13 protein-coding genes are annotated in these 16323 nt (G+C 64.0%); 8 read left to right on the top strand and 5 right to left on the bottom strand.

Translation table 11 applies throughout. The features are described from left to right. Window positions 1–30: 30 nt before the first annotated feature. The 4 genes from NKJ55_RS14955 to NKJ55_RS14970 form a co-directional block, all read right to left on the bottom strand. Complete coding sequence (locus tag NKJ55_RS14955; RefSeq protein WP_352450574.1) at window positions 31–903, bottom strand: NAD-dependent epimerase/dehydratase family protein; 873 nt, start codon at window positions 901–903, stop codon at window positions 31–33. 7 nt (window positions 904–910) lie between these two features. Continuing rightward, entirely contained in the window at window positions 911–2527 is a 1617-nt protein-coding gene (locus NKJ55_RS14960; protein WP_352450575.1) for a Rossmann-fold NAD(P)-binding domain-containing protein, read from the bottom strand. Beyond that, complete coding sequence (locus NKJ55_RS14965) at window positions 2528–3694, bottom strand: glycosyltransferase family 2 protein (RefSeq protein WP_352450576.1); 1167 nt, start codon at window positions 3692–3694, stop codon at window positions 2528–2530. 192 nt (window positions 3695–3886) lie between these two features. After that, window positions 3887–4123: a hypothetical protein gene (locus tag NKJ55_RS14970; protein ID WP_352450577.1), complete on the bottom strand. Its 237-nt coding sequence runs from the start codon at window positions 4121–4123 to the stop codon at window positions 3887–3889. 395 nt (window positions 4124–4518) lie between these two features. Here NKJ55_RS14970 and NKJ55_RS14975 point away from each other — a divergent pair, with 395 nt between their 5' ends. The 8 genes from NKJ55_RS14975 (at window position 4519) to NKJ55_RS15010 (ending at window position 14980) form a co-directional block, all read left to right on the top strand. Continuing rightward, on the top strand, window positions 4519–6174 hold the full coding sequence (locus NKJ55_RS14975; protein WP_352450578.1) for a glucosamine inositolphosphorylceramide transferase family protein: 1656 nt from the start codon (window positions 4519–4521) through the stop codon (window positions 6172–6174). Window positions 6175–6840: 666 nt separating this feature from the next. Then, on the top strand, window positions 6841–7647 hold the full coding sequence (locus tag NKJ55_RS14980) for a glycosyltransferase family 2 protein (protein WP_352450579.1): 807 nt from the start codon (window positions 6841–6843) through the stop codon (window positions 7645–7647). Further along, window positions 7647–8792, top strand: coding sequence for a glycosyltransferase family 4 protein (locus NKJ55_RS14985; RefSeq protein WP_352450580.1), 1146 nt, complete (start codon window positions 7647–7649; stop codon window positions 8790–8792). Before NKJ55_RS14980 ends, NKJ55_RS14985 begins: the two co-directional genes overlap by 1 nt. 329 nt (window positions 8793–9121) lie before the next feature. Further along, a complete protein-coding gene (locus tag NKJ55_RS14990; protein ID WP_352450581.1) occupies window positions 9122–10768 on the top strand; it encodes a putative glycosyltransferase family protein in 1647 nt (548 codons plus the stop codon). 100 nt (window positions 10769–10868) lie between these two features. Then, the gene (locus NKJ55_RS14995) at window positions 10869–11513 is read left to right on the top strand and encodes a hypothetical protein (RefSeq protein ID WP_352450582.1); all 645 of its coding nucleotides are present in this window, start codon (window positions 10869–10871) and stop codon (window positions 11511–11513) included. A gap of 14 nt (window positions 11514–11527) precedes the next feature. After that, entirely contained in the window at window positions 11528–12805 is a 1278-nt protein-coding gene (locus NKJ55_RS15000) for a glycosyltransferase family 4 protein (protein WP_352450583.1), read from the top strand. Beyond that, window positions 12796–14112 carry a lipopolysaccharide biosynthesis protein gene (locus tag NKJ55_RS15005; protein ID WP_352450584.1) on the top strand — a complete coding sequence of 439 codons (1317 nt, stop codon included), beginning with the start codon at window positions 12796–12798 and terminating at the stop codon, window positions 14110–14112. The genes NKJ55_RS15000 and NKJ55_RS15005 overlap by 10 nt, the downstream gene beginning before the upstream one ends. A gap of 28 nt (window positions 14113–14140) precedes the next feature. Further along, a complete protein-coding gene (locus NKJ55_RS15010; RefSeq protein ID WP_352450585.1) occupies window positions 14141–14980 on the top strand; it encodes a class I SAM-dependent methyltransferase in 840 nt (279 codons plus the stop codon). Between the two features lie 114 nt (window positions 14981–15094). On the opposite strand, the gene NKJ55_RS15015 is transcribed toward NKJ55_RS15010, so the two are convergent. Next, a complete protein-coding gene (locus tag NKJ55_RS15015) occupies window positions 15095–16273 on the bottom strand; it encodes an acyl-CoA dehydrogenase family protein (protein ID WP_352450586.1) in 1179 nt (392 codons plus the stop codon). Window positions 16274–16323 lie beyond the last annotated feature (50 nt).

Raw genomic sequence — 16323 nt, forward strand, 5'->3', positions numbered from 1 at the left:
ACGGCAAGGCCGTGGGATCTCCCATACTGTTTAGGGCTCCAGCGAGAAGCTCCGAAACTCGATTCCGAGTTGCTTGAGCCGCTCTACACCGGGAACCTCTGCCGCCGGGTGCACGAGCCCAAGGATGGAGTCGGATCGGAAGGGTAGGGGGACATGCAGGGCCTCAGCTGCCTTGAGGACGCCACTGACAAGCTGCCAGGGCACGGCGACGGCGCGCAGTGTTCTGCCTTGTGATGCGGCGATCTCTTTCATGAGCCGTCGGAACGGTACCGGTTCGGGGTTGGCCAGCCCTACCGGTTCCGGCAGGGGCATGTCCGACTCGGCAATACGCACCATGGCGGCTGCCATGTCCGCCTCATGCACGGTGAACTGATGGGAGCGCGCTCCGATGAGAGGTGTGACTGGCAGGTTGGTGAGCTTGCGGAGCGCGCCTGCCATCCCGCCCCAACCGGGGCCGTACACCAGTCCGAGGCGGGTGGAGACACCTCCCAGACTGCTGGTGGTGCGCTCGCAGGCCAGCTTCGCCTGACCGTACAACTGTCGGGTTCCCTTACAGGCGGACATCGAGGAGATAAAAATGACCCGGCGAACCCCTGCGTCGGCGGCATTACGCAGGAGGTGCTGCGAGCCGGACACATTGACACCCCACACATCGCCGGCGCTGACGAGAGCCAGGTCCCATGCACCGTGGATGAGCACATCTAGGTCGCTCAATGCGGCCCCCGACGGCGGGCGCTTGATCTCGTATGGGCGCCACTCGGCGACGCCAACCATTGCGGCGGCAGAGTCGGAGGTCACCCGGTTCGAACGGGCGAACGCGATGACCTCATGCCCTTCTTCGGCGAAGGCGGCACGCAGGATGGTCCCGACATATCCGTTGGCTCCGGTGATACCGACACGCATAGAACGCTCAACCCGTCAGCTGCATCGCTTCGCAGGCGATGCGATGAGAATTGGCCATCACAGTCAGGGTAAAGGTAGTAGCTGGAACATTTGGGAAAACCGACCCGTCGATGAGATGGATACGGTCCCAGCGCGCCAGCCGCCCGAGGCGGTCTGTCGTCGCACTCCCGGTATCCGGCTCACTGGCGTGGGGAAAGCTGCCGCCAAAGTGGTAGCTCTTAGCCCCGCCCGACCACAGCATCCGCGGCGTGACTGGCCACAAGTCAAGGTAAGGTGCCGCCCTGCGGATCCGCTTTATTACGTCAGGCAGCATCGGAGGCACGTCTTTGCCCCTGACCCTGGCCTCGCCGAAGCCCTCTGAAGTGAGGGTGATCTTGGGTAGCTCATCAGGAGCTGCGGACACCTGGGCGGTGACCCGGACCTTGGGTGATGCCCAGGACGGCAAGTAGCCCAGGCCTACCGTCAACCGGCTCAGGAGCCGATCCGTCACGAAGGCGGCGGCGCGGTGTTGGAGGAAGCCGGGAAGCGCATCGTAGTATGCCTGGTTGAACGGATAGAAGTGAATCTGTGAGACATCGAAGCCTTCGTCGTCCCGGACGATGACCATGTTGAACTGGTTGAGTGTGAACTCGCGCCTTGTACGTGGGTCGGGGGTCGGCTTCATGGACATCATTGGAAGAACGAATTGAGCCGATTCCGAAAGATATACCGGCTGGTCCGATCCGAGCGAGCCCAGGATCAGCCGGGTGGTCCCGACTGCTCCGCAGCCCACGAAGACCCGGTCGGCGGTGAATCGCTGGATCCGGCCGCTGGACAGCTCCCGGGCCTGCACGACGGCCGTGTCGCCCTCCTGGTCAACTCGCACCGCCAGCAGCCCGCTGTGGTAGGCGATCCTCCCGCTGCGCCTGAAGCGATCGAAGCTGTGCGAGGCCGAATAGACTAGCGACCGCGGGCACCCAGTCATGCACAGCCCGCAGGGCTGGCATTCGGGCGCTGAGAAGGCGAGGCGGGCGCGGCCTATCGTTATTCCCGTGGAGCGCACTCGATCGCGGTGCCGGTCGTAGTTGGCCAGGACCATCTGCGTCCGCGGCGCCAGCGGCGGAAGCGGGTCCGGGGATCCGATGAGCGGGAACCACTCCTCGAGATCGTCGGACTCTCCAGCGAAAGGAATGTGACCCAGGATCGTCCGATAGTGCTCTTCCATATCCGAGAAGTCGAACGGCCATCCCTTGAACGAGGCGGCGCTGAAGGGCATGATCTGGGCTCCCCAGACGTTGCTGAACCCCCCGTAGGCGCTTGATATGACAGCTGAGTTGACTCTACCCTCGGAGTGGACGCCGTCGAGCTGGCCCTTGTTGACAAACGGGAAATCGGATCCGTAGCTTCTCTTTTCAGGCAGCGAATCGGACCGGATCCGCTTGGGTTGCAGGCTGACCCCGCGGACGTCCTCCTCATCCCAGTTGTCGACACGCAGCTTGGACATCCTGGAGATTACCTCTTGCGTCTCCGCGTCAAGCACGGTGCCCGGATCGAACACGGTTACCTTCTCGTCCGGTTTATCGGACAGCGCCAACACGGCGGCGGCTGCAGCCGGACCCGAACCAATGATTATCGAAGACGGCATCTACTTGCCGCGCCCATCGCCTTGCGCGGCTGTGTCCAGTATCTGCTTGGTTGCCTGTTGGCGCCGCCGGCGCAAGCGCCGCACCAGCTCGATCCGGCCGGCGACGTGGCCTACCGCGGCCAGCCCCACGCCAGCGACTATCGCCGCGGACCGGGCCAGCCCGTGGGCGTCACCCTTGGCCGCCTGCAAAATCTCCCGCGGTAGGCCCTTGGTCAGCGCGTACCAGGCGAAGCGGGCCTCTGCACCCAGTGTGGCCGCGTCGCCCATCTGGGCAAAGGCCTCGACCTTCCCCTTGTTGACGAACAGGCAGCGGCGCCAGAAGTACCTCCAGGTCGGCCGTGAGGCGGGCACGAAGTGGCGAACGGTCGCCGCTGGTTCGTAGATGACTGCCTCACTGCCCCTGAGGTGCGCCACGCGGTGACACATGTCCATGTCGTCGTGACGGTCGGAGTGGAACCCTCCCACCTGCTCGAGGAGGGTCCGCCGCACCGACATGTTGGCTCCTATGAGGTGAGCCAAAGGACCTCGGCTGGTCGGAAGGCCGTCATAAGCGCATCCGAACACCCAGTCGAACTGCACAGGAAACCAGGCCGGGCGGCTCGTCTCGAAAACCGGTATGGGGCGCCCGCCGACGGCGCCGATGCGCTTATCCCGGTAGGGTTCGATGAGAATCTCGAGCCAGTCCCTGTCGGCCGCCGCATCGTCGTCCAGGAACGCCAGGATCTCTCCAGTGGCTGTCTCGGCTGCCGTGTTTCGGGCCGCCCCCAGGTGCCCGTCATACTTGTTCTGGATCACCCGTATCGGAGGGGCGGATGCTGCGAAGTCAGCCCAGTGCGCGGCACAACGGTGGAACAGGGGCTGGTCGACAGATACGATGATCTCGCGGGGTTGCAAGGTCTGCTCCTGAACCGAGGCCACCGACTGAAGCAACAGCTCCCATCTGTCCTCGGAGTAGGCACAGATAATCACTGAGATGGTAGGGGGCGGCTGCCGGCATTCGCTGCTGACGCCATCCTCGGGCTGCCCGGTTTTGGATCCAGGCTGACCGATTGTGGCAACGGCAACGTCATGACCGCGGCGGGCGAGACCGATAGTTAGGTTGCGGACGTGGCCCCGCTGGCCAACGCCAATCGACATATAGGATTGCGCAAGCATCAGAATACGCATCTAGGAATTCTCCCGACTTGAGCTGCCAATGTCTGTCCAAACTCTTTGATAGACGTGCGATGGTCTTGGTTTTTGAAACGCAGGCTTCCACGCGGGATTCGGCCTACCCGGAAGCCGGTTTTCAGCATAAAAAGTTACCAACCAGGGCCGAGGTTTGCGCCATCGTAGGCTTGCTTCCGTCGAGCGACCCGATCACCGGCTGGAGAAGGTGCGGACCACATTGGCGCCCATCGCCACCGCGTCGTCGAGCACGCGGGTGACCTCAGCCTGCAACCGGTAGGTCAGATAGTGGTTGTTTACGCCGGTCACGAAGAACGGCCTGCCGTCCAACGCAAAGTTCGTTCCGGAAGTCTTGATGAGGGATGTTGCCGACGGATCGTCCGCGGCGCTCGCGACTGCCGGAACGGACAGCAACGCGGACACCAGCACCCGCAGTCCGGCGTTCCGCAGCCCATTTTCACTCGTTGCCAGTCGATGATCATCCTGGCATTTGGCTCTCGCCGGCCACAGGGTGCAATGGCCCCTAAGGATTACCTCCTCTGACCTCACACAGCCACGGCGTCGTTCGGGCATAGTGGTGCTTAGCCGTTTCCAGTCGCTCGAGTATGGACCCGTGCTCAGGCATCTCCCAATCAAGTGTTCGGCTCCCGACATGGCGAGTCCCCGCAACCATGGTGGGTGGAAACCATCCTGTCGCGCTGCGGCTTTCTATCTGCCGCCCTTGGCTCGCGTGCCTGCGGCGGAATCCAGGGTAGGCGGATCGCCTGAGGTGGTTCTCGTGGAAGCTGTAAGCTGGCTTTTTGAAATCGGCCGTGAGAACAACAATGCGCATTTGCCTGAGTCTCGATTCGTCCCGGCTGCTGCGGTGGCACCTCTGGCTGGCAGAAGCGCTCGCTGAAGTGCCCGGCAACGAAGTCTTCTGCGCTTTGGCGGCCGGTCGCTGCCCGCTGCCGATAATCTGCCGTCTGCTGCTGGAACTCGAACAACTGGTCTGTGGCTTTCGCGGGAACGGCGCCATCGACCCCGTCCAGGCGGCGCTGCGGTGCCTGCCGCCGCCTCCGGCCGACCAAGTGGATGTGGTGATCGATTTGAGCGGCGCAGAATCGCTCCCGGCGGGGCGGCGCGTGCTCACCCCGGTCTTCAACGGCGCACCCGGCGAGATCGGAGTTGTGGCGGCCTGGGTGAATCATCAGGATCTTCTCGTCGACCTGCATGACACGGCGCGCCCGTTGCGGCCGTGGACGGCGCGTCCGGCCAGTGCAGACCGTGAATTATTGGCAGCGAGGCTCGACAGCGCCCTTTCCTGCGCTGTGCCGCTGATCCTCAAAGCCCTGTGCGAGGAAAGCGGTTCAACTGCGTCCGGTATCCGCGGTCCGCGGACGGCAGTGCCCTCGTTTGGCGCGCTTTCGGCGCTTGCAAGGGCGAGCGGCACGGTTGCATCGAAGGCGATCGGGCTTTTGGACGTCCTGGCGAGGGGCGGCAGGATGTGGGGGATTGGCTGGCGCTTCGATGAATCGGCGAGCCTGCTCGACAAAGGCGAAGCAGCCTTCCGGGTGCTCACCGGAAATGCCGACAGCTACCTTGCCGACCCGTTCCCGTTCCGGCACCAGGGGCAGAATTTCATCTTTGTCGAACAGTACCTCTACTCGAAGAACCGGGGGTGCATTGCGGTCGTGGCAGTGAACCGGGACGGGACAGCCGGCGCATCCCGGATCGTCGTAGAGGAACCGCATCACCTCTCGTACCCGTTCGTGTTCGAGCAGGATGGGCAGATCTGGATGATCCCCGAATCGGGGGCGGCCAAGAATGTCAGCCTCTACAGGGCAGTGGAATTCCCTTACCGGTGGACGCGGGAGGCCTGTCTCATGGAAGGCATTGAGGGCTACGATACCACGCCGCTCTGCCATGAGGGCGGCTTTTGGTTTTTCGTCAGCCCAAGGCTTTGGAGGTCCACATCCTGGGATCTTCTCAGCCTCTACCGTGCCGAGAGCCTGACTGGGTCCTGGACGCCCCATGCCGCCAACCCCGTCCTGCTCGATGCAAGGCTCAGCCGTCCCGCAGGCGCCGTCATCCGACATGGCGGACGCACGCTACGCCCGGTCCAAGACTGCGCGCGCGGTTATGGCGGCGCGGTGACGTTCTGCCAGATTGATGCGCTCGGCGCGTCGGAGTTTGCCCAGACCCCGGTCGGTCGCATTTGGTCCGGAGCGTTGGGGTGTCACACCTACAATCGCCGGTCTGGCCTGGAGGTGATCGACCTGTTCGGGCATATCCGGGGTTTGCGAGAGGTCACGACCTCGTATCGTGTGCTGATACCCAACGCGCCGGTCTCGGGACCGCGCGGGGTCTCGGGACCGCGTGGGCGGTCGCTCTCTTGGCCGGCTTTGCCCGGGTTAGTTACCCGTAGCCAGGCGGTCGAGCGCAAGGTGCCCCGCCTGCGAAGGGCCGGGCGCGCTCGACCCTTCTCGGGCACAAAATAAGCTCGGAAATCACGGCCGAGTGAAGGAGCGAGCCCACCTGCACTTCGCAGCTTCTGGCCAGTGGCAAGTCAGCGTTGCGCTGGACGTTCATTTCTTCGCGCCGGCGAGCTTCGCTGCCTTCTGCACGGTTCGCTCAATAGAAAGTGTCGCTGTGAGCTAGTCCCAGCCGCGGGTCGATGAATGTCCTCGCTGGGGTTGAAGGTGGACCCAGAGGTCTAAAACGGGTTTGGCAACGCTGCCAACACAGCTGCTGAAGGTGATCGGTGCCGCTGCCGTACTATCCGCGCTGGTCGTATGGCTGGAAATAACCTGTAGGGATACCCCAAAAGAGCTAATCATCTATTTGCTTTTCATAACCATCTATCGTCCTTCCATTTCAGATCTGCATCAGTAATCGTCGCATCACAACCCAATATTAGGGGGCGACAAGCTTGCCAATCCTCTTTCATTTCATCTTCATTTCATAACGGCCGGGAGTCCGCATATGGTTGGATCAAGCACATCCGTGGATGTGGCGGTCATTGGAGCTGGCCGCCGCGGCTTGTCGCTGGCCGCGCATTTGCGTGCGCGCTATGTGGAGCACCGGATTTTCGGGGAGCTCATGGGGTCATGGAAGCACAATATGCTCCCCGGATGGGTCCCATCGTACGACCTCAAAGCGCTGCCATGAACGCCCGTCTCTCCGGCATTCTCGCCCCCGTCGGTGCCACATCGCCGCCTGACCCGTTAAATGTCGCGCTGCGGGGATCACTGACTCTGCCCCGAGTCAGCTTCGTCGTCCCGACGCTCAATGAAGCCGAGAACCTCCCGTGGCTTCTGCCGCGCATCCCCAACTGGGCGCATGAGATCATTATCGTAGATGGTCGTTCGACTGACGATACGGTCGCGGTCGCGCGCCGCCTGCGAGAGGACGTGAAGGTCGTGATGGAGCCCCGGCGGGGCAAGGGCGCTGCACTGCAAGCGGGATTCCTGGCCGCCACAGGCGAAATCATCGTCATGCTGGACGCTGACGGCTCCATGGTGCCGGAGGAGGCGATCGTCTTTGTCAGTGCGCTGATGGCCGGCGCGGATCTCGTTAAGGGTTCACGCTTTATCCAGGGCGCCGGCACCGACGACATGTCGCTGTTCCGGATGTTCGGCAATAAGGGGCTGACCCTGTTCGTGCGGCTGCTCTATGGCGGTTGGTTCTCCGATCTATGCTACGGATACATAGCCTTCTGGACCAAGCACGTCGCCACGCTGGACTGCGATTGCGATGGGTTCGAGATCGAGACCCTCATCAACGTGCGGGCCTTGAAGAACCACCTCAATATCGTCGAGGTGGCGAGTTTCGAGGCTCCGCGCATCAGCGGCGTGAGCCATCTGCGCGCCATGCCGGACGGCTGGCGCGTCCTGAAAACCATCCTGCGCGAGAGGGTGCACCAACAGCGCAGGCGGAGCGCGACAGCCTGTGTTGTCGGTGGACAGACCTGATGCGAATCCTGATGGTTGCCGCTCGCTGCTACCCCCTCATAGGTGGCATCGAAACTCACATCCAGGAAGTCGGTCCCCGCTTGGTGGCGCGTGGCCACGCCGTCGACGTGCTCACTACCGATCCCTCGGGGGAGTTGCCGGCTGAGGAGGAGGTGCGCGGTATGCGCGTGCAGCGCGTGCCGGCCTGGCCGAGGGAGCTGGACCTCTATGTTGCGCCCGGCATTTACACCGCGATCCGGCGCGGGGCATGGGATCTGATCCATTTCCAAGGTTACAACAGCTTCGTGGCGCCGATCGGGCTGCTCGCGACCCTTCGCGGGGACCTGCCGTTCATCCTGACCTTCCACAGCGGCGGGCATTCCTCCCGGCTGCGCAATGCCGTGCGCGGCACACAGCACGCGCTGCTTCGACCGCTGGTGGCCCGCGCCGCGCGGCTGATCGGCGTCTCCGAATTCGAGGCCAGCTTCTTCAGCGCCAGAATGCGCGTGCCGCGCGAACGGTTTGTCGTCATCCCGAACGGCGCTGCGATGCCGGCTCCGAGCCCCGGCATCAAGGTCGATCCGCATCTGATCGTCTCGGGCGGCAGGCTGGAGCGCTACAAGGGCCATCACCGGGCGATCGCGGCCTTGCCCGAACTGATCCGCCGGGTACCGGACGTGCGACTGCACATCGTTGGAACAGGCCCTTACGAGGGAGAATTGCGGCGCCTCGTCGCGACGCTCGGCCTCGAGAAGCGGGTCACCATTGCGGGCATCCCCGGATCCGAGCGGCAGAAAATGGCAGACCTGCTGGCGAGCGCCGCGCTATTCGTGCTGTTCAGCGAATACGAAGCCCATCCGATCGCTGTGATGGAAGCCCTGTCGCTGCGCCGTCCGGTCCTCGTCAGCGACACGTCCGGTCTGCGGGAGCTGGCCGCCAATGGCCTGTGCCGGGCGATTCCGCCCAACGCCGGTCCTGGAGAGCTGGCCGCCGCCATGGCCCAGGAACTGGAGGCGCATCGGGAGGTCCCGGATTTGGCCCTGCCGGACTGGGATGCCTGCGCGCATGCGCTGAACCACGTTTATTATGATGTTCTCGGCAGCCGATCCATGCTCCGCTTGGGCCCCGGCGGCGTGACATCGTGGCCTCCTGCGACGAGGGCATGATGCTGATGATGCCGGCTCATTTCAGCGCGGGAACCAGGATCAACCCGCTTCAGGCCGGGATACGATTCGTCTCGGCCGTTGTCGGTCCCGACCTTCGCGACGGCAGCGCCGATGCCCCGTCGCAACGCGCCAATTCCGGATGGATTGCGGTTCTATGCCTGACGATCGCCGCGGCTCTACTCCTGGTCGTGGCCGGTCACGCGGCCGGGCGCCGCGGCTATGACGTGGCGCCGCCGCTCTTCTGGTCCGGTGTCGTTCTCCTGGTCGCTCCGACCAGCCTTCGCATCGCCTGGCCGACAACAGCCCGGGGTGAGCGCCTGTTCCTCCTGTTGCTGCTTGCCGAAGCCCTGTTCTATTGCAAGAACGTCTATTCCCCGACGAGCTTCAGCGGTTACGACGAGGTCTTGCACTGGATCGCGGCCCAGGATCTCATCACGGCCCGCCGGCTGTTCCTGTCCAACCCGCTTTTCCCGATCGGGCCAACCTATCCCGCCCTGGAAATCCTGACGACGGCGATCGTCGATCTGACGGGACTGCCCTTGTTTGTGGCGGGGACGCTCTTGTTGGCCATCCTCAAGGGCACGTTCATCGGTGCCCTGTTTCTGTTCCTCGAAAGCATCGCTGGGTCGCCGCGTATCTCGGCCATCGCCTGTCTGGCCTATATGGGCTGCTCAACCTTCTTCCTGTTCGATTCGATGTTCTCCTACGAGAGCCTCGGTATCGTGCTATGCGTGCTGACCTTCGCGGTCGAAGCAGCGTCCAAGGATCTCGTCGGGCGACCGAGGCTGAAGTCGTTCGGGCTGATTGCCTTGCTGTTGGCAAGCCTCGCGGTCACGCATCACCTCTCTGCCGCCTTCGCCGCCATCTATTTCGGAGCGCTGGCGACGCTCGAGACGTTGCGCCGGCACGATCCCCTGCGGATCAAGACCAGCACTGCCGTGGGCCTCGCGGCGATCCTCGCCATAGCCCTGCCGTCCCTGTGGGTGCAGGCCCGTGGCATCCCTCTCACAGGCTATCTCGGCCCGGTGATCGAGTCCGGTCTCGACACATTGCTCCGGAACATCCTGGGCGCGCCCACCCCGCGGTCGGAGCACCTCGGAGCGCCGGACAAGGCGCTCTACATGCGGCTGACCACCTTGCTGGCGCTCCTGCTGGTGGCCCTCGGACTGGCAACGGGATTCTTTCGGTCGCTGGCCATGGCAGCGCCGAGTGGTGCGCGGTCCGGTTGGCGTCCGATCCAGGACATTCTTAAACGCCGCTGGCGCGATAGCCGCCTCGTGCTCCTCAGCTTGCTGGCCTTCGGGCTCCCAGTCTCGGTGGCCTTCCGACTGACCGTCGCCGGATGGGAAGTCGGCAACCGCATGGGAACGTTCGTGTTCATCGCCGTCGGGCTGGTCGTCGCGGTGAGCATCGTCCACTTCTGGCAGGGCCGCACGCCACGCGGGTGGCGCCGCATCGCACCGGCCGTTGCTCTGGTGATCATCGTCCTGGGCGGCGTCACGAGCTCTTCGATTAATCCGATCCATGGGCGCTACAGGGTGGCCGCGGATCACGAATCCATCGAGCCGATGGGGATCGAAACGGCACGCTGGGCCAAGGAATGGCTCGGTGCTGGCAACCGCTTCACCACCGACCGCATCAACCGCCTTCTGCTTGCGGGCTACGGCCGGCAGGACGTTAGGGTCACCATCGTCGAAGGCGTCGATCCCGCGCGAATTTTCGAGGCCGAGACATTGGGGCCCGACGAGTTTTGGGCCTTGGCGCGAAGCAACATCGATTTCCTGCTGATTGACCTGCGCCTGACTACGGCTCCGCCGGTGCTCGGCTTTTACTTCCAGCCGTGGGAAGCGCGGCAGGGAGCGCCGCTCTCGGGCGCAGCGCTGCTCAAGTTCAATGACGTCAAGGGCGTCACCCGCATCTACGACAACGGCTGGATCGTCATCTATGATGTGAGGGGATTGCATGAGATTTTGTAGCAAGTGGGACCTTCTGGCCGCGTGCCTGTGGGCGGGGGCCGCGGTGGCGGCCGTTGCGGTCAGCGACAGCTTGCTCCTCCGTACTGCCCTGGGCGCGCCCATGGTGTTCCTCGTCTCGGGCCACACGGTGCTGCGGGCCATTGGCGTCAGGACAACCTCCGCGTTGGAACACTTCGTCTACGCGGTCGGAGCAAGCCTGGCCGCCAGCATCGCCGGGGGCTTTGCCCTGAACGCCGCAGGCTTCCTTACGCCGCTCGGCTGGGCGGTGTGGTTCTGGGCGGTGACGGCCGCCGCGGCACTGGTGGCCGCCGGCCGCCGCGACACTCCCGATCTGCCAGCCTGGCCGGCTCCGGCGCGGGTCCGGCTCTGGCAGGGGGCTGCGCTCATGCTAGCGCTGCTTGTAGCGACCGGAGCCTATGCGTTGGCCGTCCGAGACGAAGCGGCCTACCGGGAATTCAAATACACTGCGTTCTGGTTGTTGCCGTCGGCCGGTGGCGAGTCCGGCCGGATCACCGTCGGCATCAGGAGCGCCGAGACTCGACCTCAGCGATTCGACCTGGAAATCACCCTCGATGGGCAGCCGTTCGCCGTTTTCCGATCGCTCACCATCGCGCCGGGCGACACTTGGGCGCGGGAAATCCCGGTGCCCGTCTTGGCAACTCGCCAGACGGCCGAGGCGCGCCTTTATCGACCGGAAGACAACCGGCTCTATCGCAGCGTTTCGACGCTTGTGCCGCGGATCTAAAACGAGGCTGTACCATGCGCATCCTGCTGCTATCGCAGTTCTATCCTCCGGTGATCGGGGGAGAGGAGCGGCACGTCCGCAATCTCGGCGCGGCGTTGGTGGAGCGGGGCCATCATGTCAGCGTCGGGACCTTGATGCATCCCGGATCGCCCGCAACCGAGCTGGACGGCGCGGTTCGCGTGCACCGCTTGCGCGGCACGCTCCAGCGTCTGTCAGGCCTCCACACCGATCCCGAGCGCCGCCACGCACCACCTTTCCCGGATCCCGAACTGGTGCTAGCCCTGAAGCGGCTGGTCGCTCAGGAGAGGCCGGACATCGTCCACGCCCACAACTGGATCTACGCGTCCTTCCTGCCGGTCAAAGTTCTCAGTGGGGCACGCCTCGTGGTCACTCTGCACGACTACGGCCTTGTCTGCGCCAAGAAGAACTTCATGCACTTGGGGACCCATCTCTGCAGTGGCCCAGCACCGGCCAAGTGCTTACCTTGCGCCACCGGGCATTACGGAGCCGTGAAGGCAGCCGCGACCACCTTGGGCAACTGGGCTTCGAGCTTCGGCGCTCGGCGCGCTGTGGACCGCTTCATCGCGGTGAGCCACGCGGTGGCCAGCCACACCGGCCTCACCCAAGGCCGCGCCCCCTACGAGGTCATTCCCAACTTCGTGCCCGACAATGTCGAGGTACTTGGCCCGGAAGATCCCTGCCTGCGGGAGCTACCTGGGCATGGATTCATCCTGTTCGTCGGCGACATGGCGCGCCTCAAGGGCATTGACGTTCTCCTGCAAGCCTATGCCGGCCTGGAGCGGGCGCCGCAGCTGGTCCTGATCGGGCGCCGGGCCGCCGATACACCAACCGAGTTTCCGCCGAACGTCCGCGTCTTCGGTACGTGGCCGCATTCCGCCATCATGCATGCATGGCGGCGCTCACTGTTCGGCGTGCTACCATCGGTGGGACCTGAAGCCTGCGCGACGGTCATCATGGAAGCCATGGCTTCCGGCAAGGCAGTCATCGCAACCGATGTCGGCGGCATGCCGGATATCGTCGATCATGGGGAAACAGGGCTTCTCGTGCCGCCCGGCGACGCGCACGCCCTCGCCCACGCAATGCAGACACTTCTGGATGACCGCGCCTTGCTGGCCCGCCTGGAGACGACAAGCCTCGCCAGGGTTGGATGCCTCAAGGCCGGAGCGGTCGTGACCCGGATCGAGCAGGTCTACCGGGACGTCCTGCGCCCAGCCGCCAGCAGGCCTGCGGTGCCGGCAAACCAAGGTTCGGGAGAGCCGTCATGCCGGTAGACCCCGCCGGGACGGCCATTATTCGCCTGCGCCGGGAGCTTCGAAAGAGCGCCGCGTTCGTCATGAATTCCGGCGCTCTGGCGATCGGAACGACTGCAACGGCCGGTCTCGGGTTTGTCTATTGGTGGCTCGCGGCCCGGCTGTTTCCGCCTGAGGTGATCGGCAACGTCTCCGCCCTCCTGTCCGTGATGGCGCTCATCGGCCTGCTGGGGGACGCCGGGCTGGGGACGTTGCTGATGGGTGAAATCGTCCGGCATCCCGGCAAGGAGCGCGGCCTCGTGGCCGCTGCAGCGTGCGTCGGGGTGGCGCTGGCGGTCGGCCTGGCCTTGTTGTTTGTCTTCGGGGAGGCGTACCTCAACAGCCCGACCGGGCCGATCGACGGCTTGTTCGTCGGCGCTACCTTCGTCCTCGGCTGCGGCCTGACCGTTCTCGGGATCGTGGCCGATACGGCGTTCATGGGCAACCTGCGCAGCACCGGCAAGATGATCCGGCAAGTGCTGTTCTCCACGTTCAAGCTGATGCTGCTCGCCGCGGCCGCCGGCTACGCCTCCAATGCCGCGCTTCTTCTGACCTGGGTGGCCGGCTTGCTGGCGGCCTGTATCGGCGTCGATCTCTTGACCCGGGGCGGCGCGCGTCGCCTCTTTGGGATCCCCGATTTCCAGCTGCTCCATGCGCTCCGACGCAAGGTGTTCGACCACTACGCGCTCGATGTGGCTTTGCAGGCCCCGGGCACCATCATGCCCTACCTTGTGCTGGTTCTCCTGTCGCCGACCACCAATGCCGCCTTCATGCCGTTGTGGATGCTGGTCTCCTTGGCCTCGTTGATTCCCGCAGCCATGGCCACGATCCTGTTCCCCGTGGTCAGAACAAGCCCGAAACAATCGAGACGCGACATCCTTATGTCGCTGACGGCGTCATTGCTCTTCTCGCTGGTCTGCGCCGTCTTCGTCTTCACCTATTCGCAGGAGATCCTTGCGGTCTTCAATCCGGCCTATCCTGAGATCGCCGGTTCGAGCCTGCGCTTCCTCGGCTTCAGCCTGTTGGGATCAACGCTCAAATTTCATGCCTGCACGCTGGCGCGGCTGGGCGACAGGATGCGCAAGGCATCTCGCTGGTTCGCGCTGGGCGGGTTGCTGGAGCTGTGCCTCGTGATCGCGGGGGCGAAGCTTGGCGGACTTCAAGGCCTGGTCCTGGGCTGGACGCTCGCCGTTAGCATCGAGGGCGTGTGCGCGGCCCTGACTTTGGCCTTCGCGATGAACCTGAATTCCGCCGGCAGTCCTGTGCACGAAGGGCCGCCGGTTGCGTAACCATCTGAGACTTGAGGAGACACCGCTCATGGCGCAACGTTATCGACCGCAATTGGATGGCCTGCGGGTCATCGCGACAAGCGAGAATTCTTTATCGCGCGCGCGTACTGCGCCACGCTACCCCCATCCCGGCGACTCGACCGCGATCGGAAGCAATGTTGCTTACAGGCTCGGCAAGTTGAGAGACCTGGGACTGCTACAGGGAGTCTGGCTCGACTGCGGCTGTGCCGAGGGCGGCTACACCGAGGCCCTGGTCGCCTGGGGTGCCCAGAAAGTCATTGGTGTCGATCCTGAACGATCGAGGATCGACGAGGCCATCGCTCGCAAGCTGGTGAATGATGAGAAGCTTAATCGGCGGCCAGATGCGATCGAATACCACTGCTGCACCGACGACTTCCCATTACCGGATGCGTCCGTTGATGCGACATTGTTGAATGAGGTTCTTGAGCACGTCGCCAATGAGGCGGCCACGCTGCGCGAAATTTGGCGAGTCCTGCGGCCCGGCGGTCATCTGGTCGTGATGAGTCCAAATCGCTGGTTTCCATTCGAGGGCCATGGGATGCGGTTTCTGGGCCGCAATTTCGGTTTCCCTATCCCACTGCTTCCTTGGCTGCCGAGTTCGTGGTCGGCTCGCGTTATGGCGGCACGGAACTACTGGCCGCATGAATTGCGGAATATTGTGGCTGCGGCGGGTTTCGAGATACAGAAGGTCGACTATGTGCTGCCGGTGTTGGAGCGTTATCAATGGCTGCCGGCTAGCGTGATACCGACCTACCGGCGGCTCATGCCACGGATCGAAAAAACGGCTTTGCGGAAATTCGGCGTTTCAACCCTGGTCGTAGCGACCCGCCCCGTCGGCCACACTTAACTGGCCAGCTTCGGAGACCGGTGCTCCACTCCGCCGAGCCATGACGAATTGTATTCGAGTTGAAACGAACTGGAGAGCCGGACGGTTGGCGCGGTGGGATGCTGCGCATCAGGCTCACGACATCGACGCGACCACCTCCAGCATCACCTCCGTCGCGCCGCCGCCGATGGATAGGACGCGGGCGTCACGCGCTATGCGCTCGATCGGGCTCTCGCGCATGAGGCCCATAGCGCCGTGGAACTGCACGCACGTATACGCAACCTCGTTGACGAGTTCGCCGCAGATGGCCTTCACCATCGAGACCTCGCGCAGGCAATCTTCGTCCGCCGCCATGCGCCAAGCGGTGGCATAGAGAAACTGGCGGCCTGCCTCCACCTTCGCAGAGAGCATCGCGAGACGTTCACGGATCGCCTGCATGTCCCATAAGACGCCCCCGAATGCGCGGCGAGCTTTCACCCAGGCGAGGGTCATATCGATCGCCGCCTCGGCCGCCCCTATCGCCATGCCCGCGAGGACAAGGCGCTCGTTCTGGAAGTTGCGCATGATGGAGTAGAAGCCCTGTCCCTCCGCGCCGAGCACGTTCTCGGCGGGGATACGGCAACCGTCGAAGACGAGCTCCGCCGTATCGGAGCAGCGCCAGCCGTGCTTGTCCAGCTCGCGGGCGACGCTGAAGCCTGGCGTGCCCTTCTCGACGAGGAACATCGTGATCCCGTGGCTTCCTGCCGAGGGATCGGTCTTGGCGCCGACGCAGTAGAGATCCGCGTGGACGCCGTTCGTGATGTAGAGCTTCGTGCCGTCGAGGACGTAAGAGTCGCCCTCTCGGCGGGCGCGCGTGCGGATGGCCTTCACGTCCGAGCCTGCATCCGGCTCCGTGATGGCGACCGCGGTGATCACCTCGCCGCTGATAATGCCCGGCATCCAGCGGGCCCGCTGGGCTTTGGTCCCGTCGTGAAAGACATGCACGGAAGCCATGTCGGTATGGACCAGCGTCGCGCTTGCGACGCCGCCATAAGTCGAGCGCCCGAGCTCCTCGGCGAAGATCGTCGATGCGACCGCGTCCATCTCGGAACCACCGTACTCGGCCGGGTAGCGGATGCCGAAGAAGCCGAGTTCACCCATGCGGCGCAGGATCGGACGGGGAATGAACCCGTCCTCCTCCCAGCGATCCGCACGCGGCTTGATCTCCTCCTCGACGAACCGGCGCACCTGGTCGCGTAAGAGCTCATATTCCCCCGCCGCCCAAGGCAGCCCCGATCCTCGCGCCGGTACCCAAGCTTTGTCCATCATCTTCATCCGCTCTGCTCTGCAGTCCAACGCAAAAGCTTCCGTCCAGATTGGTACCC

This window comes from Mesorhizobium sp. M0106, from assembly GCF_040322715.1.
GTDB lineage: Bacteria > Pseudomonadota > Alphaproteobacteria > Rhizobiales > Rhizobiaceae > Mesorhizobium.

Bases quoted from the DNA above. Each gene is read 5' to 3' on its own strand.
- NKJ55_RS14955 (WP_352450574.1), bottom strand. From the start codon at position 903: ATGCGTGTCGGTATCACCGGAGCCAACGGATATGTCGGGACCATCCTG.
- NKJ55_RS14960 (WP_352450575.1), bottom strand. From the start codon at position 2,527: ATGCCGTCTTCGATAATCATTGGTTCGGGTCCGGCTGCAGCCGCCGCC.
- NKJ55_RS14965 (WP_352450576.1), bottom strand. From the start codon at position 3,694: ATGCGTATTCTGATGCTTGCGCAATCCTATATGTCGATTGGCGTTGGC.
- NKJ55_RS14975 (WP_352450578.1), top strand. From the start codon at position 4,519: ATGCGCATTTGCCTGAGTCTCGATTCGTCCCGGCTGCTGCGGTGGCAC.
- NKJ55_RS14980 (WP_352450579.1), top strand. From the start codon at position 6,841: ATGAACGCCCGTCTCTCCGGCATTCTCGCCCCCGTCGGTGCCACATCG.
- NKJ55_RS14985 (WP_352450580.1), top strand. From the start codon at position 7,647: ATGCGAATCCTGATGGTTGCCGCTCGCTGCTACCCCCTCATAGGTGGC.
- NKJ55_RS14995 (WP_352450582.1), top strand. From the start codon at position 10,869: ATGGTGTTCCTCGTCTCGGGCCACACGGTGCTGCGGGCCATTGGCGTC.
- NKJ55_RS15000 (WP_352450583.1), top strand. From the start codon at position 11,528: ATGCGCATCCTGCTGCTATCGCAGTTCTATCCTCCGGTGATCGGGGGA.
- NKJ55_RS15005 (WP_352450584.1), top strand. From the start codon at position 12,796: ATGCCGGTAGACCCCGCCGGGACGGCCATTATTCGCCTGCGCCGGGAG.
- NKJ55_RS15010 (WP_352450585.1), top strand. From the start codon at position 14,141: ATGGCGCAACGTTATCGACCGCAATTGGATGGCCTGCGGGTCATCGCG.
- NKJ55_RS15015 (WP_352450586.1), bottom strand. From the start codon at position 16,273: ATGAAGATGATGGACAAAGCTTGGGTACCGGCGCGAGGATCGGGGCTG.